Genomic DNA, 22947 nt, shown 5'->3' with positions numbered 1-22947 from the left:
GTAAAAAACAAAATATGTCCTTAAAAGCTGTTCTTTTCGATATGGACGGGGTTATTGTAGATACGGAACCACTGCACAGAAAAGCTTATTTTGCCACCTTCAACGAACTGGAAATTGCTGTTTCCGAAGATCTTTACACTTCTTTCACAGGAGCTTCTACAAAAAGAGTCTGTGAAACGCTGATTCAGAAATATGGTTTAAACCAAACCCACGAAGCCATTGCCGGCATTAAAAGATCATACTTCAAAGATTATTTTGATAATGATGAGGAATTTGATCTGATTCCGGGAGTAAGGGAATTGATCCAACATTATCATGAAAACGACATTAAACTTATCCTCGCTTCTTCGGCTACAATGACGACCATCAATATGGTTTTTGAGAAATTCGGGCTTGAAGATTATTTCAGCGGGAAAATAAGCGGTGCCGCTCTAAAGGAATCCAAACCTCATCCTGAAGTATTTCTTCTCGCGGCGCAAATGGCAGAAGAACCGGTAGAAAACTGCATGGTTATTGAAGATTCCACCAACGGGATCCTTGCCGCGAACAGGGCGAAAATTTTCTGCGCTGCCTACAGAAGCCCGCATTCCAAAAATCAGGATTATACTTTAGCGGATATCGTAGTTACAGATTATGAAGAACTGGAGCTGGATAAGCTTTCAAAATATTTTTAAAAGAAAAAGCTCTCAAATGTTGAAAGCTTTATTTTTCACAAAAATCTTAATGATTAAAATTGAAACATTAAGAAGCAATTTAAATTGTTAAGAGTATTAAGATGAGATTGCTTTATCACTCCCGTTTTTCGTTATAACTAGTAACCCAGAATTTTCAGAATATCTTCAGGTTCCTGTTTTTCACGGAAAATTTCGTACTGAAGTTCTCCGTTTTCGTCTTTCTGGATCAGAACGTGTCTCGGCTGAGGCATCAGACAGTGGTGAACTCCACCATATCCTCCGATTGTTTCCTGATACGCTCCTGTATGGAAAAATCCGATATACAGAGGCTTTGTATCGCTGAAAACCGGCAGATAGATTGCATTCGTATGCTGTTCAGAATTATAATAATCATCTGAATCACAGGTTAGTCCTCCTAAGAATACTCTTTCATAAGTATCTTCCCATCTGTTCAATGGAAGCATGATAAAGTGTCTTGAAATTGCCCATGTATCAGGAAGTGTGGTCATGAATGAAGAATCGATCATATTCCACTTCTCTCTGTCATTCTGACGCTTCTGAGAGATGATTTTATAAAGGTTTGCACCGCTTTCCCCTACGGTAAAGCTTCCGAATTCCGTATAAATATTAGGTTCTTCCACCCCTTCTTCTTCACAGAACTTTTTAATCTGAGAAACGATTTCCTCTACCATATATTGATAATCGTACTCGAAGTTTAAAGATGTTTTGATCGGGAAACCACCACCAATGTTCAGTGAATCTACTTCCGGAGCAATCTTCTTCAAACGTGCGTATACACGGAGACATTTATATAATTCGTTCCAGTAATAAGCTGTGTCTTTGATCCCTGTATTAATGAAGAAGTGAAGCATTTTCAGTCTTGCATTCGGATGCTCAGCGATTTTCTGGCTATAGTAAGGGATAATATCTCTATACCCGATTCCTAATCTTGAGGTATAGAATTCGAATTTAGGTTCTTCCTCTGAAGCAATTCTGATCCCGATATCGAAAGTGGTATCTATACTTTCGGTAAGCTTATCCAGCTCACGGTAGTTATCCAGGATTGGGGTAATATTTTCAAAACCGCTGTTGATCATTTCTGAAATTTTCACCAGATAATCATCGGTTTTGAATCCATTACAAATGACTTCAATATTTTTATCTACTTTTCCTTTCTCATAAAGAGATTTTACAATGTCCATATCATATGCTGAAGAAGTTTCGATAGAGATATCGTTCTTAAGAGCTTCTTCAAGCACAAAATTGAAATGACTGGATTTTGTACAGTAGCAGTAGGTATAATTCTTTTTATATTCGGCTTTCTCAAAAGCTTCCTTAAACCAGCTTTTCGCCTTCTGGATATTTTGAGAAATTCTTGGCAGGTAGCTAATTTTTAGCGGGGTGCCAAATTTTTCAACGACTTCCATTAAAGGAACATCGTGAAATAACAAATTGTTCTCAGAAACATTAAATTCTTCCGTAGGAAAATATAATGTCTGATCAATAAGTTCCGAGTACTTTATTTTCATTTCTTGACAAGTGAATTACGAAATGCAAAATTGCTAAAAAAGTTTGATTTTTAAGCGTTAAATTTATTATAAATTTCAAAACAGGATCAGACAAAAACCTGAACAGATTATTAATTTGTAAACTTCTTAATGTATTCTTCCCTCTTATCTGCCGAAATTCCCAATACCTGTTGAATATAAGTGTCGGTGGAGCCATATTTCTTATTGATTTCATCAAAAGCTGCATCGAGATAAGCGATTTCTACCCAGCTCAGTTTTTCAAGGACCTTCACATCCATCTTGGGATATAGAAAATGTAGATTATTTGCTAGATTTAGTCTTTTCAGGACCAATTTCTCTCTGTAATTATTGGATAAAAGATAATCATTGTAAATTGTTTCTTTATCAAACTTTAGAATAGTCAGAATTAAAGCCGTTGTGATTCCTGTTCTGTCCTTTCCTGCGGTACAGTGATAGAGAACCGGCTGATCGGATTCCAGGATTTCAGTGATGATTTTTTTGATCACTTCCGGGTTTTCCGTTATATATTCACGGTAGAAATCAATCATTCTTTTATCAGCATCGGAACCATTAACTTTTCCTTTTAAAACAAGCTTTTTAGCTTTGGTCAGCTGGTCTCCCTCATCTTTAAAGGCTGAATATTTTTTATAAATGATGCCATCGGGAAGCTGATCCGGCTTATCAGATATTTCTTTTGAATTTCTAAGATCAATGACTTCTTTTATTCCCAGGCTTTGCATTTCTTTGAAGGATCTTTTCCTCAATTGGTGAAGATGACCACTTCTGTAAAATTTTCCTGCTTTTAAAGTTCTGCCTTCAATATTTTTAATATTCCCGACTGTTCTGAAATTGTATACTTTTTTGATTTCAATAGATTTCCCTGATTTATTTTTCCCATATTCAGGTTGGATAAAATCCTGTGTTTTACAGGAAAAAACACAAAATGCTGCGATAAGCAGAACCGATATCTTTATGAATTGTTTCAATATATTCCGGGATATTCTATTTCATTAATTCCTACAAAAAACAACAGATCTCCGGACTGATACTGGATGGAAACTTCATCTTCAACCGCAAAATTTCTTGTTCCTATTCTTGAAGTGATACTTAAATTCCCGTTGGTCAAAGGCCAGTTCAATCCTGTTGTTGTTATATTTTCAACTGAAGGAAAAGGATACAATGAGATCATTCTATTCTTAACTCCTTTTATTTTAAAATTCTGCGGAACAAAATAATATTCAGAAAAATCATCATAGAATTTTATTCCCAACCGGTCTTTAAATGCATAAGCAACGGTAAGATTCCCTAAAAAATGATCCTGCTCGCCGCCACTTCCCCCGAAAACATCTACAGAAAGACATCCCCTTTCTAAAATAATTTCCAAAGCTTTATGAAAATCTGTTTTGTCCTGATCCAGGGTAAGAATAAATTTTTCCTGGTAAACATCTTCATCTGCTCCTGAATGGGAATCGAAATCACCGGAAATAAAATCCAGCTTGTCTAAAGGAAAACCCAACTGCTTCAGATAATGAAAAGCGCCATCCGTGCAGGCAATTAAGCCATACTGATCCGGGTTTGGAAAAGTTTTGGGATGGTCTCCGTTGATGAAAAGTAATGCTTTATCTTTCATTCGGGTTCCAGTATTCTTCCGGTTCGTTGTTGATTTTTGAAATATATCTTGCTAAAACAAAAAGGTAATCAGAAAGCCTGTTCAGGTACTTGATGAGCTCTGGACGTACTTCTTCAGATTCATTCAGGAAAACCAGAGATCGTTCCGCTCTTCTGCAGATGGTTCTTGCAGCATGTAAAAATGTTGCAGATTTTCCACCACCGGGAAGAATAAAGTATTGAAGGGGCTCCAGCTTTTCTTCAAAGGCATCCATCCACTGCTCCAGCTCTTCGATCTCAGTGTCTGAAATAATCAGTGGCAGACGGGATTTTCCGTTGGACAACATTAATTTATCAACCGGCGTTGCAGCTTCTGAGCCTACCGTAAACAGATCAAACTGAATTTTTTTCAATTGCTTCAAAACCTCTTCATCTTCAATATGACTTTTAGAAATACCAATGAATGAATTAAGCTCGTCTATATTTCCGTAGCTGTCCACTCTTGCACTGGCTTTGGAAACTCTTGTTCCGCCGTATAATGCAGTCTGACCTTTATCTCCTGTCTTTGTATAAATTTTCATACTACTAAAGTACTTTTTTTTGTACAATGTAAAAAGTAAAATGTAGTAATAACTTCCTATTCTATCTGAAAAAATGATTAACTGACATTAGGAATTAATGTCAGTTAATATTTGTACATGTGGGTTTTTATATCTTTTGAGATTGCTTCCTCTTTGGTAAGCATGACAAAGCAAACGCCAATTCCTTTATTTATGGATTAAAAAGTATAATTAACATTTAGCTGAAAAGTTGTTCCGTTAAATCCGAACTGATTCACCTCCCAAGGATATTTGAACCTTCCTCCAAGGTCTGTTACTACATCTCCTTTGCTGTCTATTACATCCGGATAAATATTAAATAAATTATTTACGACTCCGGAAACTTTAAGATCTTTGGTGATTTTATACGTTAAAACGATGTCAGTAATTACTTTACCGGAAAATGTCTGATCTTTGGCAGGATCAGTTGCATGCTGCCATGTAACAGAACCAAAATAAGTATTATTAAGGTTAAAGTTAAACTTTGAAATGTCATACGAAAGACTAAGAATAGTTTTTGTTTTTGGCCTTGCAGAGGTAATTCTAGATTGTTCTTTTCTATCAAAAAAGTTTTCCGAGTAACCATTTTCAGCCAAAATAGGCGGAACGGCAATATTATCTACTATTTTAGTTTCGTTATAATTGAAAGCAGCAATAACTCCCAATCTTCCTTTGCCAATAGCGGAAGTATAATAATTAGCTACGAAATCTATCCCCTCAGTAACTGTATTTACAGCATTAGTGAAAAACTTCAAGGAGGTTATTTTATTATTGTCTAATATTACTTCCACAGGGTTTGTTATATCCGGACTACCCGGAGCACCGGTTTTGTAACCAATATCTCCTGAGAAAAGTACCCGGTCTTTAATTTTTATTCTATAATAATCTGCTGTAATCGTCAGGTTTTTAAAAGGTTTTACGGCAAATCCCCCAGTAATGTTAAAGGCTTTTTCAGCATTTAATTTTTGTACCCCAAGATCTGATCTTACAATCTGAGAGTCATTGTTAAAAGTACCCTGATTAGCTACCGTATTCCCTGTAATTTTGGTTTGAACATTGGAATAATAAATCTGGTGTAATGAAGGTGCCCGAAATCCTGTAGAAACAGACCCACGGAAAACTAATTTATCATCTAACAACTTGTATCTTGCATTTCCTTTCCAGGAAACATTATTTCCAAAATCACTGAAATTTTCATATCTCACAGTTCCTCCAAGTAACAGGTTTTTCGTAACATCCCATTCAGCATTCATATAAGCTCCAATATTCTGACGATTTTTATTGACTTCATTTTGAGACTGCAGTCCTGGAAACGATTCTGCACCACTTCCTATATAAGATGCCTCTTCTCCTGCCTTCGCCTGATAGTTTTCATTACGTACTTCAACACCAGCTCCTAAAACAAATGCACCAAAATTTCGGTTGATGTCTATATTTCCTATAATATTACTAAACTGATGACCACCTGCTTTAAAACGGGTTGGTGAATTTGCTCCCAAAGACGTATTAATCGTGTTTCCTACAACATAATCTACTGCATTAGAGCCAAAAGTTGCACTCCCATCAAAACTCCATTTTCCAAACATTCCCTTCCACCCGGAGGTTAAATTATAATCATAAACATCCGTTTTAAATTCCGGCTGAAATCCATTATAAGGTTGCCCTTTTGGAGTTAATAAACCAAAATCTGAAGTTACCCAATAGGGTGTTCTATACAAGCCAAAACTAGTTCCATTCCTGTAAGTTGTACCACCAAAAGCATAAAACTTGCCTGTTTCACCTGTTGGCAATTCAAAATTTACAAACATATTGGCCACTTTTGTCTCCGGCTGCCCTATAATCATTCCTAAACCAGGATTAGCCTGCGTCCAGGCATTATCAACACCAAAAAGTTCATCTTTTGTAACAGAACCTGCACGGTTAGTTTTATTTTGGGAAGAATATCCCAATGTAAGGTTCAAACTTCCATTTTTTGCAATTCTGATTCCTGTATTAAAATCTGCTCCGATATTAAAGCCGTCTCCTTCTGAAGTAATACCTGAAAAAAGATTGACTGTACTTTTTCCAACGCTGTTCTTAAGAATAATATTGATCACTCCTGCAATAGCATCAGAGCCATATTGTGCAGATGCACCATCTCTCAATACTTCTACATTCTGTAAGGCGGCAGATGGAATACTTTTCAGATCCGTACCTACCTCACCTTTTCCCGGCGTATCATTTACATAAATTAAAGCGCTTTGATTTTTTCTTTTACCATTAACCAAAACTAATGTTCTGGAAGGCCCTAATCCTCTTAAATCTGCCGGATCAAAATGAGCCGTTGCATCAGAAACGGTTTGCTGTGATGAATTAAAAGATGGTACCGAGTACGTCAAAGCTTTATCAAAAGTAATTTGTCCTGTGGATTTTAGCTGTACTGCCGAAATATTATCAATAGGAATTGCTGATGTAATTATGGTTCTAGGTTTAGTTCTACCTGTAGTAACCACAACTTCATCTATACTATTTTCTTTTACACCTTCCTGAGCATATACCATAGTACCCGCTCCGCTTAATACTAATACACAGATTTTTTTATTAAATAATTTTCTTTTCATATATTGTTAATAATTCAATAAATCTAGTAAAAATATCAATATTAAACACAAAAAATAAAAATATAATAAAAATCCCTTTCCCAACTTATGCAAAACATATTATCCTATAAAAATTAAGAATTGATTTACAAAACATTAAGTAGCTTATTAATAATCTGAAAAAGAAATAGTAATAACTTCCTATTCTGTCTGAAAAAGTGATTAGTAGACATTAGAAATAAAAATGATTTCCTTCTAATATGTAGTTTTCAACAGATTAAGATTGCTTCGCGAATAGTTCGCAATGACTGTGTACAAAAAATGACCGGAAAAATCCGGTCACTTACAAATTATTTATTTACCTCTACATATTGTATGACGGTCTGGTTTTTGGGGTTATAGATTATTGTACTGTTGTTGGGAAACCTTTTCAGCTTATAATATTCTATATTTTTATCGTTTTTGATATCCTCCAAGAAACTGGTATCAATAGTATTTTCAGGAAGGAATTTAGAGACAAAGCTTATTTTGTCAATGATGCTTTGTCCGTCTATTTTACGGGCTGTTTTGTCTGATTTGTTTTCGTCGGAAGAAGGCTGCTTTTCCAGAAAAGGAAGCAGTACTGCGATATCCGATTTATATTTGAAAATATAGCCTTCGGAACCGTTAGGGAATTTAAATTTCTTTCCGGTCTCTTCTGAAACTACAGGCTTTCCATCATCGGGAAATACCTGGCTGAACTTTACATCCTGGGAATTCGTTAAAGAATTAATTGATTCACTGACTGTTTTCTTCACTGTTTCTTCAACTGCCTGCTGAGCTTTCTGCTGTACAGTTTCAGTAGTTTTCTGAACAGTCTGGTCGATTTTTTCTTCAATTTTATTACATGACAGTAATAAAAGAGCTGGAATAACAGGTAAAATATACTTCTTCATTTTAAAATTCTAATAGGGATCAATTTTTTTTACCCATACATTTTCTCTCTAACGGAAAAACAGGTATAGATATTTTAATAAAGAAATAAAATATTTTTTTAATATCAAAAATCCTACTGACAAACTGTTGTCATAATGCTGTCATACCTTTGTATCAACAATAACAAACTAAACAATACAATTATGACAACTACAGCAACAGCCACAAAACAGTTCATGACATCCGATCAATTATTAGAGCACTGGCAAGGACACAGAAATCTGACAAGAAGAGTAATAGAAGCTTTTCCTGAAAAAGAATTATTTGAATTCTCTGTAGGAGGCATGAGACCTTTCGCAAAGCTGGCAGTAGAACTGATCAGTATCGGAGGATCTGCTTTGAAAGGAATAGTTGATAAAAACATGGAAGCTTACAATGAGGAAGGATTCAACCCAAAAACAAAAGAAGATATCCTGAAAAAATGGGATGAAGAAACAGAAGTGATCAACCACTATTTCAGCCTGATTACTGAGGAGCGTTTCCAGGAAACCTTCAATTTATTCGGACAGTATGAATTCCCGGTATATCAGAATATTCTTTATTTCGTGGATAATGAAATTCATCACCGCGGACAGGGTTATACCTATCTGAGAGCATTAGGAATTGAACCTCCTTTTTTTTGGGAGAGATTTTAGGATCATTAATGCCTTTATTTAGACTGAAAATGATAATTCAATCCAGGCAAAAAGATGAAACAGCAGAATCAAAATTATTCAAATTATCCATTCATTAAGTATAGACACCCCGATTTTGTTGTTTCTGATTTTTGTCATTCAGTTGAAGCGAAATTTTTTATTCAGATGATATAAATTTCTAAAACTCGGGCTTCACGAATGTGAAGCCCGAGTTTATGTTTTTCATTCCAAACTTTTTGAAATATTTTCCACCAAATTTCTGAGCTTTGTTTTTAATGATTCCGGCTCCAAAATAGTTGCATAATCTGCAAAAGTGATCAGCCACCTCGGAAAACCTTCATCTATCCATTCTGTATCAAAGATCATTTCCATTCCATTTTCCGTTTCCGTTTCTTCAATAAACCCATAATATCTCCTGGAATTTACGATATGTCCTATTATTTTTTTCTCAACTAAAAGCCTGACCCTGGTTTTCTCTCCGCTTGAATACCTTCTGTAATCATTGATCTGTCCGTATTCCTGGGAAAAAGGGTTCTGGGTTTTGAAAATCTGCAGAATCCTGTCGACACGAAACTGCCTGAAATCTTTTCTCATGGTACAGAAAGCCATAATGTACCAATAATTGAATTCAAAGAAAATACCAACAGCTTCAATGGTTCTGTTCGTCACCCGGGAATCAACTGTTTTATATTCAATAATCAGCTGTGTTTTATCTGCAATACTTTCCAGAATGGTGGGTATCACATTTTTGATCGTATCATTTGTCTGTGGATGATGATTATAAACATCGATCTGTTTTTCAATATTCAGGATCAGGTTTTTATCTGAATTCCGAAGCACAGAGCGGACTTTCTCCATGGCCATCTGGTAATGGCTTCCAAGGCTTTGGTGAGAAAATTTCTGCATCAGTTTTTCCGCAGTGATGAAGCTCAATACCTCTTCTTTTGTAAACATAATGGGCGGAAGCTTATAACCGTCCATCAGGGAATAGCCGTTTCCCGCTTCTCCTATAATGGGAATTCCGGCATTTTCCAGCGTTTTCACATCCCGGTAGATCGTACGGATGCTGACATCAAATTTTGCAGCAAGGTCCTGTGCCCTTACGGTCGGTTTTGACTGTAATTGTGTGAGAATAGCCGTTACTCTGTCGAGTTTTTTAAGATAGTGATCGTTCATATTGTTATGGCAAATCTATCAATCTTTTTTGGTGTACAGAATATAAATTTAGGTGCTTTTTTATTATATTTAATTTCTTTATAAACAATATTGTTGAATATGAATTCTCCCCGTTTCACTCAAACCATTGAAAGTATTATAAAACCGGAACAATCTGTAATGGAAGCTCTGACATCAAATTTAGAAGCAAAAACTTACAGAAAAGGTGACTTTCTTTTAAAAGGAGATGAAACCTGCAGGTATTTTTATTTTCTTGAGAAAGGTCTGGTAAAGCTGTTTTTTGATAACGGAGATAAAGATTTTATCATGACTTTTTTTGCAGAAAATTCTTTTTTCACAGAACTGAACGGTTTTCTGACGGGCAGTGCTTCAAAATATATGATCGTCGCACTGGAGCCATGTGAAGTTTTGCGCATACACAAAAATGTTATTGAGGAACTATGTAAGAAATACCATACGGCGGAAACACTTTTCAGTAAACTGTATTCAAAAGCTCCGATCAATATGATGGGACGGATCAGCGAAATGCTTGAGGACGACGGTAAAAAACGATACAACAATTTTCTGAAGCAAAGACCTGATCTTATCCAGCGAATCAGTCTTGGGGACATGGCAGATTATATTGGGATCACCCAGGTTTCTTTAAGCCGGATCAGAGCACAGAAATAGTTTTTTATCAAATGTTAAAAAATTCCGGAAAATTCCGGTCTACATTTGTTTCATAATTAATCAAAAAACCAATTATTATGTCACAAAGAATCAATGCATTTGCAATGGGAAACAAAGCTGTAAACGCCCTCCACAACATGGGGTTTCAGGTACAGCATTCATCACTCGACAGTTCATTTCTGGAGCTTCTGTATTTCCGTGTTTCCCAGATAAACGGATGTGCTTTCTGCCTGGATATGCACTCCAAGGAATTAAGAGCCAAAGGTGAAACTGAACAACGAATTTTTCTGGTAAGCGCATGGAGAGAATGCTCTTTTTACACAGACAGAGAAAAAGCCGGATTGCTTTGGGCTGAAAGTTTAACCTCTTTAAATGGTACAGAAATCCCTGACGAAATTTATTCGGAAGTCAGCAGATATTTTTCTGAAACTGAAATACTGGATCTTACCATGGCTGTGATTGCGATCAACAGTTATAATAGAATCAACATTGCCTTTGGAGCGGATGTAGGTGCTTATCAGGTTGCTGAAAAAGCACAGTAAATTGATTGTATTTTTTTAACGCAAAGTTTTATGGTGAGACTCCATATTTAAAAGTTCTCACCATAAAACTTTGCGTTTAATCTCTATTTAAAACCCTCAAAAGTTTACTATAGAAAATATATATTCTCTCGCTGATTGAGCAGATTTGGCAGATTTGGCAGATTAATTAAAATATGCGGAGCCTGTATGGTCTGCGAGAAATAAAAAGCATAAGATCAGTTATCTTTAAAAGAATTCACCAGCTTATCCAGATTTAAACTTCTGGCAGAAGCATCGAAAATCTCACGGTATGTTCCATTCATCTGAACCAGCTCATCATGTGTTCCGCTTTCCACTACCCTTCCTTTTTTCATCACATAAATAGTGTCAGAATCCAGGATCTGCGACAGTGAATGAGAGATAATAACCACGGTACGGCCTTCTTTGATGGCATCCAATGAATTTTTGATCTGTTCAGTAGCAATAGCATCCAGACTGGCAGTTGGTTCATCCAGGAAAATAATGGGTGGATCTTTCAGGAATAATCTGGCAATGGCAATTCTCTGCTGCTGGCCACCGGAAAGCTGGGTAGCATCGTGCTGATAACCATCCGGAAGATCCAGAATCTGATCATGAAGATAGGCTTTTTTTGACGCTGCCTGAATTTCCTCGAAACTGGCATTCATATCACCATACCGGATATTGTCTTCAATGCTTCCCTGAAAAATATGATTTTTCTGCAATACCAGACCAAGATCGTCCCTCAGGAAGGTATTGTCAAAATTATTTAAATTGACTCCATCCAGTAATATTTCTCCGGAATCCGGAAGGTAAAATTTACAGAGAAGATTAATCACCGTTGATTTTCCGGCCCCACTCAACCCTACTAATGCAGTAGTTTTTCCGTTCTCTATTTTCATGGATACGTCATGCAGGGCTTTTGTTCCGTTCGGATAGCTGAAATCTACATTTCTTAATTCAAAATTCCCCTTGATTTCCTTTTCTATAAAAGTTCCGTTCGGTTCTTTCTCATCGTCTGCATTAAGGATTTCAAAATAGCCTTCAGCATAGATCATGGCATCGTTCATATCGTCATAAATCCTATGCAGCTGGCGTATAGGTGCTGATATATTATTGAACAGCATGATATGCAGCATGATCGCCCCAATGGTCATCTGCTGATCCAGCACCAGATAAACAGTCAAAAGAATAATTAAAACCACACCAAATTGCTCTATGAATGTTTTTAAACCATCATAAATAAAATTGGTTTTTCTGGTGAACATCTGGCTTTCCATCAGTTCCATCTGCAGGTCGTACTGTTTTTTTCCTTCAAATTTTTCACGGACAAAGCTTTTGATCACCATAATAGAATTGATCAGATTCAAAAGCCCTGAAGTTTTTCTCTCCCTTTGATTTCTAAGCTGGCGGCGAACTCCTCCAAGCTTTTTTGCCTGTAGTGAACTTATATAAAAATAAATAGGGACAATGATCGTAGAAACCATCCCTACATATACATTCTGCATATACATGATGATCAGGGCAATAATGGCATTGGAAAAAAGCGGCAGTATATCGATGAAAAAATTCTGTACCAGCCTTGTTAAACTTTCGATTCCGCGGTCTATCCTGATCTGTAATTTCCCGGATTCATGATTCTCATCATTGAAATAGGCCACCCGGTACATTAGTATTTTATCAATAGCTGACTGAGCCAGAACAGAGCTTACATTAATCCTTATTTTTTCACCATAAAATTTCTGTCCGAAATTGATAAAGATATTCAGCAGTTCTTTTCCAAGCAAAATAATGGAAATCACCACCAGAATATGAATACCCTCAGACATCGGATGCGGAAGATGGGTAAGCTCTGTTACCTCATCCACCGTATATTTTAATACAATAGGATTGACCTGGGCTGCGAGAGCTCCTAAAAAAGTGAGAAAGAGCGTCCCGTAAATCATCAAACGGTAAGGCTTTATAAATGGAACGAGCTGTTTGTAGATCCCGAATAAAGTAACTGTTCTGTTAAAGGGTTTTGCCATAGGAGTTATTTTAACTAAAAAACGTACCGTTTCCGAGAGAAAAGGTACGTTTTATTCTATTTTTCAGCAAATGCTTTTATTACAGATGTGATTTTTATCCCTCGTAAAAATAGGTTGTGAGGTAATGCAGCTCTGGTTTGCTGGCAGCTTTGGATTCAGCCTGCGCCTGCTCCAGAGGATATTGAGAGGTCAGTTCTTTTCTTTGGAAAACGAATGAATTATTAGCATTTTTATCTACTACATCATTGAAAATATGTTCGATCTCAGAATTGGCAAGCGATGCGAAGCTGATGTCTTCAAATCCGTACATCAGTCTCAGATCGTCATACTGTCCAAAGTGATCATCTACAAATCCCTGCAGCTGCGCTTTCGAATCGAAGTTACCTGCCCAGATATTATAAATGTACTTTTTCTTTTTTGGTTTGTCTAAAATACTCTGGTACACAAAGTTCTCACCAAGATAGGCCTCTCTTACCTGCGGATCATTGGCAAGATCTTCCGGAAGCCCCTCTTTCAGGATTTTTCCTTCAAACATGATGTATGTTTTATTGGTGATGGCTAAGGTTTGCTGTACGTTGTGGTCCGTGATCAGGATTCCGATATTTTTATCTACCAGGCTTCTTACAATTTTCTGGATATCTTCCACCGCAATGGGGTCTACTCCGGCAAAGGGCTCATCGAGAAGAATAAAGTTAGGGCTTGTAGCCAGGCAGCGTGCAATTTCGGTTCTACGTCTTTCCCCTCCCGAAAGAAGGTCCCCTCTGTTTTTACGTACGTGCTGCAGTGAAAACTCTTCAATCAGCTCATCACATTTAATCTGCTGCTCACGCCTTGAAAGCTTTGTAAGCTGCAAAACACCCATAATATTGTCTTCTACAGACAGCTTTCTGAAAACTGAAGCTTCCTGTGCCAGATACCCGATTCCTTTTTGAGCACGGCGATACATGGCATCGGTAGTGATCTCCTGTTTATCCAAGAAAATTTTCCCTGAAGTAGGCTTAACCAGTCCTACGATCATGTAAAACGAAGTGGTTTTTCCTGCTCCGTTGGGACCAAGCAAACCAACAATTTCTCCCTGTTGAACCTGTACAGAAACGCCTTTTACTACTTTTTTAGGACCGTATTCTTTGATTAAGTTTTCTCCTCGTAAAATCATAGGAGCAAAGATAAAGTTTTTTTGAATTCAAATTTTAGATTATGAAATGTACCTGTCGTTTTTAAGCGAATAATCTTAATTTTTATATTGTTTATAGGTCAGGCCTTATAAAACTCCGAATCTCCTCAGCAAGAAAACATTAGTGAAAGTAATTATTTAAACTGCTATTCTGTAACTCTTAAGGGTTTTATCCGACGTATTGAGAAATCATTTTACTCATCACAAATAAATTAACAATGGAAAATTACGGTTATACAAAAACAGAAGGTACCCAGAATCAAAATCAGCAGAATAATGTTCCTTACCGTTCGGAAAAGAAAATTCCGGCAGCAATACTGGGAATTCTCGTAGGCTGGCTGGCGTTGAATAAATTCTATCTTGGCTATACGAAAGAAGGTGTAATTCAGCTTGTCCTTAATATTGTCACTTTAGGAGCAGCCTCTATTATTCCTTTTATTGAAGGGATTCTATACCTGTTCATGAGCGATAAGCAGTTTGATGATACTTATGTTTACGGAAGAAAAGGCTGGTTGTAAGAATTATTTTATTTCATAATTTTATACGACCAAACCAAGAATTAAAATAATATGGAAAGTAATCAAGACCTGACAGATCTTCTTGCGCTGGATCTGGGTATTAATATTGTCGACAGAAGACCTTATGCCAAGGAAGTTTTCAAATGGCAGGATATGGATCTTCTTCCCCATTCATCCACAGATACACTCCTTTGTGAGATTTTCGAATGGAACGGGAGAAACTGGCGAACTACAGGAAACAACCTTATCGGATACCTGTTTTCGGGGGATGCTCTTAATACAGTAAAGGAGCAGCTGATTAATACGCCTAAGCATCCTGCACTGATCCCTGATTTTGAATTCACAAAAGAGAGCATGGTTGAATACGGCCTGTCGCTTCCGTCTTTATTCAATATCGGGGTGAACGGAAATATTAAAAACGCCAAAAGCTTTTCAGTGAGAGTAAACGGCGTAACCAAATCCCGAGTTACCAACATTGATTCTCCCGGAATTGAGATTCTGAAAAATTATTCTCTATTTACACAAAGTAAATCTAAAACCTATAGAAAGAATATTAAGTTCAATTATCTAAGTACTTCCCTGTTTTATGCTGAAAGTGTAGAAATCTTCCTTGAAAAAGAATCGGGAGTGGGGTTAGAGGTGAGTTTTCAGACACAGAATGTAGAAGTGGATGCTAAAATAAATACGGATACCAAGAAACATTTTGTTTTGAAATACTCCGGAAACCAGGCTCCTTTTGCAGCAAAATTCACGAAAGGAAAAGATTTCAACATCATGTGATAAATTTTTACTATTTTAGTTTCACTAACCTATAAAATATTTTTCATGAAAAAGTTAACGAAAAAAGAACTAAAGAACATCAGCGGAGGAAGCATCAGATTTCCTGATGCCAACGGTAATTGCCCTGCTGGATGGTACTTATGTCCTACCAATGTTTGTGTAAATGATAATGGAGGCGAAAATCCTATTCAACCGGGTGATCGCGATTATTACACATGCTTCGGACACAACTAAGAGTATTTCTTACAATAATAAAAACTGCCCCCTGAAATACAAATTAGGGGCAGTTTATTTTGTTCAGTAATTATTTTATTTATTCAGAATCATTGCTGCTTCTTTCGCAAAATAAGTAAAAATCATATCTGCTCCTGCTCTTTTGAAACATGTCAGGCTTTCAATAATAGTTTTATCATTATCCAGCCAACCATTCTGTGCAGCTGCTTTTACCATGGCATATTCTCCACTCACGTTGTAAACTGCTATGGGAAGATCAATAGCTTCACGGACTTTAGCAACAATGTCCAGATAAGGAAGTCCCGGTTTGATCATGATAATATCGGCTCCTTCATCAATATCTTTGAATACTTCGTTCAGCGCTTCACGGGAATTGTGGAAATCCATCTGGTAGGTCTTTTTATCTTTCGGAATTTCCATATTATCTTTCGGGGCACTGTCCAGGGCACTTCTGAAAGGTCCATAGAAAGAGCTTGCATATTTTGCTGAATAGCTAAGGATTCCTACATCGGTAAATCCGCTTTCCTCTAAAGCTTCACGAATTGCCAGTACTCTTCCGTCCATCATATCACTTGGCGCCACAATATCAGCTCCGGCTTCAGCATGAGATACGGACATTCTTGCCAGTGCATTATTGGTAGCATCATTCACGATCTTTCCGTTTTCAATAATCCCGTCATGACCGTAGATCGAATAAGGATCTAAAGCAACATCAGGCATCACAATCATTTCCGGAACTGCATCTTTGATGGCTTTGATCGTCTGCTGCATCAGCCCGTCTTTGTTCCAGGCTTCTTTTCCTGTATTGTCTTTCAAATGTTCTGACACTTTCATGTACAGATTGACAGATTTTACACCCAAAGAAAATAACTCTTTACATTCTTTTACCGTTAAATCTATACTCCTCCTGAAAATCCCCGGCATCGACGGTATCGCTTCCTGTTGGTTTTCGCCCTCCATTACGAAAATCGGCATTACAAAATCATCAGTTGTAAGGATGTTTTCTCTTACTAAACTTCTGATAGATTCATTAACTCTAAGTCTTCTATTTCTTGAATGTATCATTTTGGAATACTTTTTGAATAAGTTTCTACAAATTTACTACAACTTATATAAAAAACTATTGTATAGAATTGTAGAATTGTTTATTTTTGTTTTAATACATTCGAGAAATTATAATTTGATGAAAAAACTTTTACTTTTATTTCTATTTACGGGCGCTTTCGTTGGTTTTTCCAACAATATGCAGGCACAGCTGAGAGAGCCGGGTTCCATCACACAGAAGTCTGATGACGGTGTATTGGTAGCATATCCAAATCCTGCAAAAGATTTCCTTTTGATCAAAGCAAAAGATTCTGCATTAAAGATCAAGAGTGTTACCTTTTATTCAATTTTAGGAACGCAGGTAGCCAATTACTCTGTCAACATGAATTCCGGAGAAATCAATATTGAAAAACTGAAACCCGGGAAATATCTGATTCGCTATATTTTAAGCGATAATACCCAAAAGGTTACTCAAATTGTAAAACAATAAAATTAAATCCTGATAATCATCAGGATTTTTTCTTTTGCATCAGTTCTGCCTTAATATTTCCGTAACTTTAAGGACTTTTTATACTCATTGTTAAAAACAATTTAATGCTTAAAGCTGAACATATCAGAAAGACCTATAGTGCCGGGAAGAAAGTAGCATTGGATGATTTCAGCATCCATGTACCACAAGGCAGTATTTATGGTCTTCTAGGCCCGAATGGAGCGGGAAAAACTTCCTTCATCCGTATTATCAATCAAATTACCCAAGCCGATTCCGGAGATGTATTCATTAATGGAAATAAGCTTAATCCCAGCCACATCAGAGACATTGGTTATATGCCTGAAGAAAGAGGACTGTATAAGAACATGAGCGTGGGCGATCAGATCCTTTATTTCGGGGAACTGAAAGGAATGAGTAAGAATGATGCTCTGAACGAAGCCAAGAAGTGGTTTGAAAAACTGAACATCGACCAGTGGTGGAAAAAGAAACTTTCGGAACTTTCGAAAGGGATGGCACAGAAGATCCAGTTTGTAGTTACGGTTCTTCACCGCCCGCATCTTCTGATCCTTGATGAGCCCTTTTCAGGTTTTGATCCGGTAAATGCCAACTTAATTAAAGACCAGATCATTGATCTTAAAAATAATGGAACTACGATCATTCTTTCTACCCACAGAATGGAAAGTGTTGAAGAAATGTGTGATTACGTAGCGCTGATCAACAATTCTAAAAAGATTATTGACGGAAGAGTTTTTGATGTAAGAGAAAAATTTAAGAAGAATATTTTTGGAGTCACTCTTTCTGAAGTAGATGAAATAAAATTTGAGAATTTCAAAAACAGCTATGATATTTTTAATTTCTCTAATGAAAACAATATGATTTCTTTCGATCTGAAAAATGAAAGCAGGCAGAATGATATTCTTCTGGACCTTGTCAACGTAGGAAAAGTAAGATCATTCGACGAAAGAATTCCGAGCATGAATGAAGTGTTTATTAATGCTGTAAGTAACCATTCTTAATTTTTTATGAACAATATTTTTTTAATTACAAAAAGGGAGTTTCTTACGCAGGTTAAGAAAAAATCCTTCATTATATTAACATTGCTGGCTCCTCTTTTATTGGTTGGGTTTGGAGCAGTGATCGGATTAATGTTTAAAGCCAACGAATCCCACAGCATTATTGAGGTTGTGGATAAAAGCGGGCTTTTCAAAGGCCAGCTAAAATCTAATGATAAGCTGAATTATGTATTTGTTTCTGCAGCGGATGAGAAAGCTAAGATCAATAACCTGAAGGATAATGAATCTCTGGATGGCATCCTGATCCTTCCCGAATTGAAAGATCATGACTATACCGGACTTGAAAATAGTACAAGACTCATCGTCAATGTCAAAATGGGCCTTGATACGAAACAGAAGATCGTTTCTGATATTACGGATGTGATCAAAAAGGAAAAAATCAAGCAGCTCGGTATTGAAGAAGCCCAACTGAACAGCCTTGACAAAGGTTTTACTTTAAAAACCATTAATGTTTCTGATAACAATAAGGAAGATTCTGATCTTGCTTTTGGGGTAAAAAGTGGTCTAAGCATCCTTTTGATGTATGTAACTTTCATGTTCATTATTATCTATGGAGTAAGGGTTATGAGAAGCGTTCTTGAGGAGAAAAACAACCGTGTGGTAGAGATCATTATTTCATCTGTGAAGCCGTTTGAGCTGATGATGGGTAAGATATTAGGGGTAACACTGGTTGCTTTGACGCAGTTCCTGATCTGGATCTCCATGTCTGTTATAGGTGCATTGGTTTTAAATACCGGATTTTCTTCTTTCCAAAAGAACATTCCGGGAGGCAATGAGGAGATTGCCAGTAAGCTGGATATTGCCCAGATCGCAACACAGGTTTCACACAGTTTACTGGAACTGAATTTCCCACTGATCATTTTTGTATTCATCGTATTTTTTCTTTTGGGATATATTTTTTACAGTTCCATTTATGCAGCCATTGGCTCTGCAGTAGATAATGAAACTGAGACCCAGCAGTTCACCTTATTTGCTATTTTACCGCTTACCTTAGGAATGTATGGCAGCTTTTCCCTGATGAACAATCCTGACGGTCCGTTGGGCTTCTGGCTGTCTATTATCCCGTTTACCTCTCCGGTTGCCATGATTGCGAGAATACCTTTCGGCGTTCCTGCGTGGCAGATTGCTTTGTCTATTGTATTATTGCTGGGAACTACCATTCTTATGATATTCCTTGCCGGAAAAATCTATCGTGTAGGGATTTTGATGTATGGGAATAAAGCGACTTTAAAGGAGATCTGGAAGTGGATCAGAGGTTAATAAACTCATAGATGGAAGTCTGAAGAAGGAAGATGGAAGTTTACCGGAAGTGATTCCGGTTGTTCGTGGTATTCTTAATAACTTTTCTTTTCCAACTTTATACTTCTATTAAAAACAAAAATCCCGGAAATTAAAATTTCCGGGATTTTTTATCATTGAATAACGAGTTATTCTATTTGAAGATATAGCTTAAGCTAAGGCTGATCACCTGCTCGGACTTTTTCTTATCAGAACCTCCTTTTTCTTTTGCAAGATCAGGATAAGTATCTGAAAGACCTAAGTCATATTTAAGAGCTACTTCCAGCTGTCTTTTATAGCTATAACCAACTCCTAATCCTAAAGCAAGGTTAAAGCTTGATGCTTTTCCACTTACTGACGGATATAGAGGATCGGTAACATCCGGATCATAATATGGTCTGCTTATAGGAGCATTTTTAACATTCTGACTCATCAAAAAGTTAAATCTTGGCCCTATCATTCCAAAGAATTCTGATTCTGCTTCAGAAAAATATCCTTTAAAATAGATAGGTACGCTCAGATAATTGTTACCATATACTGCATCATAACCATCTTTTCCTTTAGCATCTTTATCTTTTCCGGTTTCTCCTGCACCGTAATACACGACTTCGGGCTGTATAAAGAACTGGTTAGCTTTTCCTACGGGGATAAGAGCTAAAGCTCCACCCTGGAATGCGAATCTTGGACCAGAAGGGTTATGGGCATTTCTTACTCTGGAGTAATTACCTCCTGCCGTGACACCAAATCTTGTATTTGCAAAATCAATTTGGGCAAACGACAGAGTTGAAAGGGCCAATGCTGAGGTTAATAAAAGTTTTTTCATATGTTTTGTTTTTGTATGTCTTATCCTAGAACTTTAGCAACTGTAACACCGATATCTGCAGGAGAATCTACAACGTTGATTCCGTTTTCTCTCATAATCTGCATTTTTGCCTGAGCAGTATCTTCATCACCACCTACAATAGCACCAGCATGTCCCATAGTTCTTCCTTTAGGAGCGGTCTGTCCGGCAATAAATCCTACAACCGGCTTAGTAGATCCGCTGGCTTTATACCATCTTGCAGCTTCAGCTTCCAATCCACCACCAATCTCACCGATCATTACTACCGCTTCAGTTTCAGGGTCATTAATGAATAGTTCCAAAGCTTCTCTTGTAGTAGTACCAATGATTGGGTCACCACCAATACCGATTGCTGTAGAAACACCGTAACCAGCTTTTACAACCTGATCAGCAGCTTCGTAAGTAAGAGTACCTGATTTTGAAACGATACCTACTTTACCTTTTTTGAAAACGAATCCTGGCATAATACCAATTTTAGCTTCTTCAGAAGTAATGATTCCCGGACAGTTTGGACCGATTAATCTGCAGTCTCTGTCAGCGATGTAAGATTTTACTTTCACCATATCCGCTACAGGAATACCTTCAGTAATACATACGATAACTTTGATACCTGCCTCAGCAGCCTCCATGATCGCATCAGCAGCGAATGCAGGTGGTACGAAAATGATACTTACATTGGCTCCAGCTTTTTGAACGGCATCAGCTACTGTATTGAATACAGGCTTTCCTAAATGCTCAGATCCTCCTTTTCCCGGAGTAACTCCTCCCACTACATTGGTTCCGTATTCAATCATCTGGCCCGCATGGAAAGTACCTTCGTTCCCTGTAAATCCTTGTACAATTACTTTAGAATCTTTGTTTACTAAAATTGACATTTTATTGATGTTTTAATTTATTTAAATATTTTATTAATGCTCACAAATTTACTTATTTTTCTTTGATTTTAGACAAAACCAAGTGAATAGTTTATTTGAGATTTCTCAGCTTTACTTCTTTTTTCAAATAGCCTTTGAAATCTTCTGCAAACATCCCAATATAGGTTCCTTTTTTAAGATCTCTGTTGACTCCTGTTTTACCAAGAATGACAGATCCGCTTTCAATTTTATTTCCGGAAGCGATGCCTACCTGTCCCCAAAGTGTTACTTCATCTCCTATGACACAACAGCCTGCAATTCCCACCTGTGATGCAATGAGACATTTTTTTCCGATAACGGTGTCGTGTCCTATCTGAATCTGGTTATCTAAAACAGAACCCTCCCCGATTACGGTAGAATCCGTAACACCTCTGTCTATCGTACAACCATTTCCAATTTCTACATTGTTTTCGATGACTACATTTCCAACCGAAATAAGACGGTCAAAATTTCCATTCAGCTTTCTGTAATAAAATGCATCACCTCCTAAAACCGTGTTTGACTGAATGACAACATTATCACCAATTACCGTTCTGTCTCCAATAACAACGTTTGGAAAAATTAAAGTATTTTTTCCGATCACAACATTATTTCCGATAACAGCCGTACGATGGATCTTTGTTCCCTCACCGATTTCTACGTCGTGAAGTTCCTCAGTGAAATTATATATTCTTGTAAAGTGGGTATTGATCTTATTAAAATCTCTGAAAGGATCATCAGAAACCAGAAGTGCTTTTCCTTCCGGACATTCTACCTTTTTGTCGATCAGAATAATCGTCGCTGCAGAATTTAATGCTTTATCATAATATTTCGGGTGGTTGACAAAAACAATGTCACCCGGCTTAACCATATGAATCTCATTGGTTCCCAAGACTTCAAAGTCTTCAGGGCCAACAAATTCTGAGCCTATTAAATCGGCAATAGTTTTGAGCTTTTGTGGAGAATGGAATCTCATAACAATTGGTTTTCTTATAAAAACAAAATTCGGACTGCTGATGCAAACCGAATTGATGTAAATTTTATTATTATTTTACTCTTTCTAAGTAGCTGCCGTCTTCTGTGCTTACTTTAATTTTGTCTCCCGGCTCGATGAATAGAGGAACCATCACTCTGGCTCCGGTTTCAACGATTGCGTTCTTAAGAGCATTGGTAGCTGTATTTCCTTTTACTCCCGGATCAGCTTCAACAACTTCCAGGTAAACAGACTGAGGAAGTTCAGCAGAAAGCGGCGTTTCGTCAGCTTCTTTCAGAATGATCGTTACTTCTTCTCCTGCTTTCATGAACTGTGAATTTTCAATCATTTCTTTGTTCAAATATAATTGAGAGAAATCATCATTATTCATAAAGTGGAATCCGTTCTCATCATCATAGAGATACTGGAACTTTCTGGTGATTACTTTTACTTCGTCAATTTTATGTCCTGCAGAGAAAGTATTATCAATCACTTTCCCGTTAGTTACTGACTTTAATTTTGTTCTTACGAAAGCAGGTCCTTTCCCCGGTTTTACGTGAAGAAATTCTATTACTTTAAAAATATCGTTACTGTACTCAATGCAAAGTCCTTTTCTGATATCGTTGCTTGTTGCCATTA

Annotated in this window: 23 protein-coding genes and 1 pseudogene; 10 read left to right on the top strand and 14 right to left on the bottom strand. The window is 37.0% G+C overall.

Going from position 1 to position 22947, the window contains the following annotated elements; all coding sequences use genetic code 11:
- Positions 1 to 14 precede the first annotated feature (14 nt).
- The gene (locus DRF61_RS10350; RefSeq protein WP_111956670.1) at positions 15 to 674 is read left to right on the top strand and encodes an HAD family hydrolase; all 660 of its coding nucleotides are present in this window, start codon (positions 15 to 17) and stop codon (positions 672 to 674) included.
- A 137-nt stretch (positions 675 to 811) separates the two neighbouring features.
- On the opposite strand, the gene DRF61_RS10345 is transcribed toward DRF61_RS10350, so the two are convergent.
- The 6 genes from DRF61_RS10345 to DRF61_RS10320 all read right to left on the bottom strand — a co-directional run bounded on the left by DRF61_RS10345 (position 812) and on the right by DRF61_RS10320 (position 7924).
- On the bottom strand, positions 812 to 2203 hold the full coding sequence (locus tag DRF61_RS10345; RefSeq protein WP_111956668.1) for a type III PLP-dependent enzyme domain-containing protein: 1392 nt from the start codon (positions 2201 to 2203) through the stop codon (positions 812 to 814).
- 110 nt (positions 2204 to 2313) lie between these two features.
- Positions 2314 to 3189: a tyrosine-protein phosphatase gene (locus DRF61_RS10340; protein WP_111956666.1), complete on the bottom strand. Its 876-nt coding sequence runs from the start codon at positions 3187 to 3189 to the stop codon at positions 2314 to 2316.
- Positions 3186 to 3833 (bottom strand): thiamine diphosphokinase, encoded by a 648-nt coding sequence (locus tag DRF61_RS10335; RefSeq protein WP_111956664.1) that lies wholly within the window; start codon positions 3831 to 3833, stop codon positions 3186 to 3188. Before DRF61_RS10335 ends, DRF61_RS10340 begins: the two co-directional genes overlap by 4 nt.
- Positions 3823 to 4392, bottom strand: coding sequence for a cob(I)yrinic acid a,c-diamide adenosyltransferase (locus DRF61_RS10330; RefSeq protein ID WP_111956662.1), 570 nt, complete (start codon positions 4390 to 4392; stop codon positions 3823 to 3825). The genes DRF61_RS10335 and DRF61_RS10330 overlap by 11 nt, the downstream gene beginning before the upstream one ends.
- 197 nt (positions 4393 to 4589) lie before the next feature.
- The gene (locus tag DRF61_RS10325) at positions 4590 to 7010 is read right to left on the bottom strand and encodes a TonB-dependent receptor plug domain-containing protein (RefSeq protein WP_111956660.1); all 2421 of its coding nucleotides are present in this window, start codon (positions 7008 to 7010) and stop codon (positions 4590 to 4592) included.
- Between the two features lie 329 nt (positions 7011 to 7339).
- A complete protein-coding gene (locus tag DRF61_RS10320) occupies positions 7340 to 7924 on the bottom strand; it encodes a hypothetical protein (RefSeq protein WP_111956658.1) in 585 nt (194 codons plus the stop codon).
- A 183-nt stretch (positions 7925 to 8107) separates the two neighbouring features.
- On the opposite strand from DRF61_RS10320, the gene DRF61_RS10315 reads away from it, so the two are divergent.
- Complete coding sequence (locus DRF61_RS10315; protein WP_111956656.1) at positions 8108 to 8599, top strand: DinB family protein; 492 nt, start codon at positions 8108 to 8110, stop codon at positions 8597 to 8599.
- Positions 8600 to 8821: 222 nt separating this feature from the next.
- On the opposite strand, the gene DRF61_RS10310 is transcribed toward DRF61_RS10315, so the two are convergent.
- On the bottom strand, positions 8822 to 9775 hold the full coding sequence (locus DRF61_RS10310; RefSeq protein WP_111956654.1) for a helix-turn-helix transcriptional regulator: 954 nt from the start codon (positions 9773 to 9775) through the stop codon (positions 8822 to 8824).
- A 99-nt stretch (positions 9776 to 9874) separates the two neighbouring features.
- On the opposite strand from DRF61_RS10310, the gene DRF61_RS10305 reads away from it, so the two are divergent.
- Positions 9875 to 10444, top strand: a complete 570-nt coding sequence (locus DRF61_RS10305; protein ID WP_111956652.1) for a Crp/Fnr family transcriptional regulator — start codon at positions 9875 to 9877, stop codon at positions 10442 to 10444.
- Between the two features lie 77 nt (positions 10445 to 10521).
- The gene (locus tag DRF61_RS10300) at positions 10522 to 10986 is read left to right on the top strand and encodes a carboxymuconolactone decarboxylase family protein (RefSeq protein ID WP_111956650.1); all 465 of its coding nucleotides are present in this window, start codon (positions 10522 to 10524) and stop codon (positions 10984 to 10986) included.
- Positions 10987 to 11201: 215 nt separating this feature from the next.
- Here the strand turns inward: DRF61_RS10300 and DRF61_RS10295 are convergent, their stop codons facing one another.
- Positions 11202 to 12929 carry an ABC transporter ATP-binding protein gene (locus tag DRF61_RS10295; RefSeq protein ID WP_111956906.1) on the bottom strand — a complete coding sequence of 576 codons (1728 nt, stop codon included), beginning with the start codon at positions 12927 to 12929 and terminating at the stop codon, positions 11202 to 11204.
- Positions 12930 to 13440: 511 nt separating this feature from the next.
- Positions 13441 to 14166 (bottom strand): annotated as a pseudogene (lptB, locus tag DRF61_RS10290) (LPS export ABC transporter ATP-binding protein); the annotation flags it as partial.
- Between the two features lie 236 nt (positions 14167 to 14402).
- On the opposite strand from lptB, the gene DRF61_RS10285 reads away from it, so the two are divergent.
- The 3 genes from DRF61_RS10285 to DRF61_RS10275 are packed head-to-tail and all read left to right on the top strand — an operon-like array spanning position 14403 to position 15716.
- Complete coding sequence (locus DRF61_RS10285; protein ID WP_111956646.1) at positions 14403 to 14702, top strand: TM2 domain-containing protein; 300 nt, start codon at positions 14403 to 14405, stop codon at positions 14700 to 14702.
- 51 nt (positions 14703 to 14753) lie between these two features.
- Positions 14754 to 15482: a hypothetical protein gene (locus DRF61_RS10280; protein ID WP_111956644.1), complete on the top strand. Its 729-nt coding sequence runs from the start codon at positions 14754 to 14756 to the stop codon at positions 15480 to 15482.
- A 45-nt stretch (positions 15483 to 15527) separates the two neighbouring features.
- Entirely contained in the window at positions 15528 to 15716 is a 189-nt protein-coding gene (locus DRF61_RS10275) for a bacteriocin (RefSeq protein ID WP_111956642.1), read from the top strand.
- A gap of 75 nt (positions 15717 to 15791) precedes the next feature.
- Here DRF61_RS10275 and hemB read toward each other — a convergent pair whose 3' ends face one another.
- Positions 15792 to 16781, bottom strand: a complete 990-nt coding sequence (gene hemB, locus DRF61_RS10270) for a porphobilinogen synthase (protein ID WP_111956640.1) — start codon at positions 16779 to 16781, stop codon at positions 15792 to 15794.
- A 118-nt stretch (positions 16782 to 16899) separates the two neighbouring features.
- Between hemB and DRF61_RS10265 the strand changes: the two genes are divergently transcribed.
- The 3 genes from DRF61_RS10265 (at position 16900) to DRF61_RS10255 (ending at position 19583) form a co-directional block, all read left to right on the top strand.
- Positions 16900 to 17250, top strand: coding sequence for a T9SS type A sorting domain-containing protein (locus DRF61_RS10265; protein ID WP_111956638.1), 351 nt, complete (start codon positions 16900 to 16902; stop codon positions 17248 to 17250).
- 104 nt (positions 17251 to 17354) lie between these two features.
- Positions 17355 to 18266 carry an ABC transporter ATP-binding protein gene (locus tag DRF61_RS10260; protein WP_111956636.1) on the top strand — a complete coding sequence of 304 codons (912 nt, stop codon included), beginning with the start codon at positions 17355 to 17357 and terminating at the stop codon, positions 18264 to 18266.
- Positions 18267 to 18272: 6 nt separating this feature from the next.
- Positions 18273 to 19583 (top strand): ABC transporter permease, encoded by a 1311-nt coding sequence (locus DRF61_RS10255; RefSeq protein WP_111956634.1) that lies wholly within the window; start codon positions 18273 to 18275, stop codon positions 19581 to 19583.
- A gap of 172 nt (positions 19584 to 19755) precedes the next feature.
- Here the strand turns inward: DRF61_RS10255 and DRF61_RS10250 are convergent, their stop codons facing one another.
- From DRF61_RS10250 to efp, 4 genes are all read right to left on the bottom strand, one after another.
- A complete protein-coding gene (locus DRF61_RS10250) occupies positions 19756 to 20424 on the bottom strand; it encodes a porin family protein (protein ID WP_111956632.1) in 669 nt (222 codons plus the stop codon).
- A gap of 20 nt (positions 20425 to 20444) precedes the next feature.
- Positions 20445 to 21317 carry a succinate--CoA ligase subunit alpha gene (sucD, locus tag DRF61_RS10245; protein ID WP_111956630.1) on the bottom strand — a complete coding sequence of 291 codons (873 nt, stop codon included), beginning with the start codon at positions 21315 to 21317 and terminating at the stop codon, positions 20445 to 20447.
- Positions 21318 to 21408: 91 nt separating this feature from the next.
- On the bottom strand, positions 21409 to 22311 hold the full coding sequence (locus tag DRF61_RS10240; RefSeq protein ID WP_111956628.1) for a UDP-3-O-(3-hydroxymyristoyl)glucosamine N-acyltransferase: 903 nt from the start codon (positions 22309 to 22311) through the stop codon (positions 21409 to 21411).
- 70 nt (positions 22312 to 22381) lie between these two features.
- Positions 22382 to 22945, bottom strand: a complete 564-nt coding sequence (gene efp, locus DRF61_RS10235) for an elongation factor P (RefSeq protein ID WP_040997887.1) — start codon at positions 22943 to 22945, stop codon at positions 22382 to 22384.
- Positions 22946 to 22947: the final 2 nt, after the last annotated feature.

It is taken from the genome of Chryseobacterium lathyri, assembly GCF_003290185.1.
GTDB classification, from domain to species: Bacteria; Bacteroidota; Bacteroidia; order Flavobacteriales; family Weeksellaceae; genus Chryseobacterium; species Chryseobacterium lathyri.
Note: the sequence above shows the minus strand (reverse complement) of the source record. Positions and strands in the feature narration are given on the sequence as shown.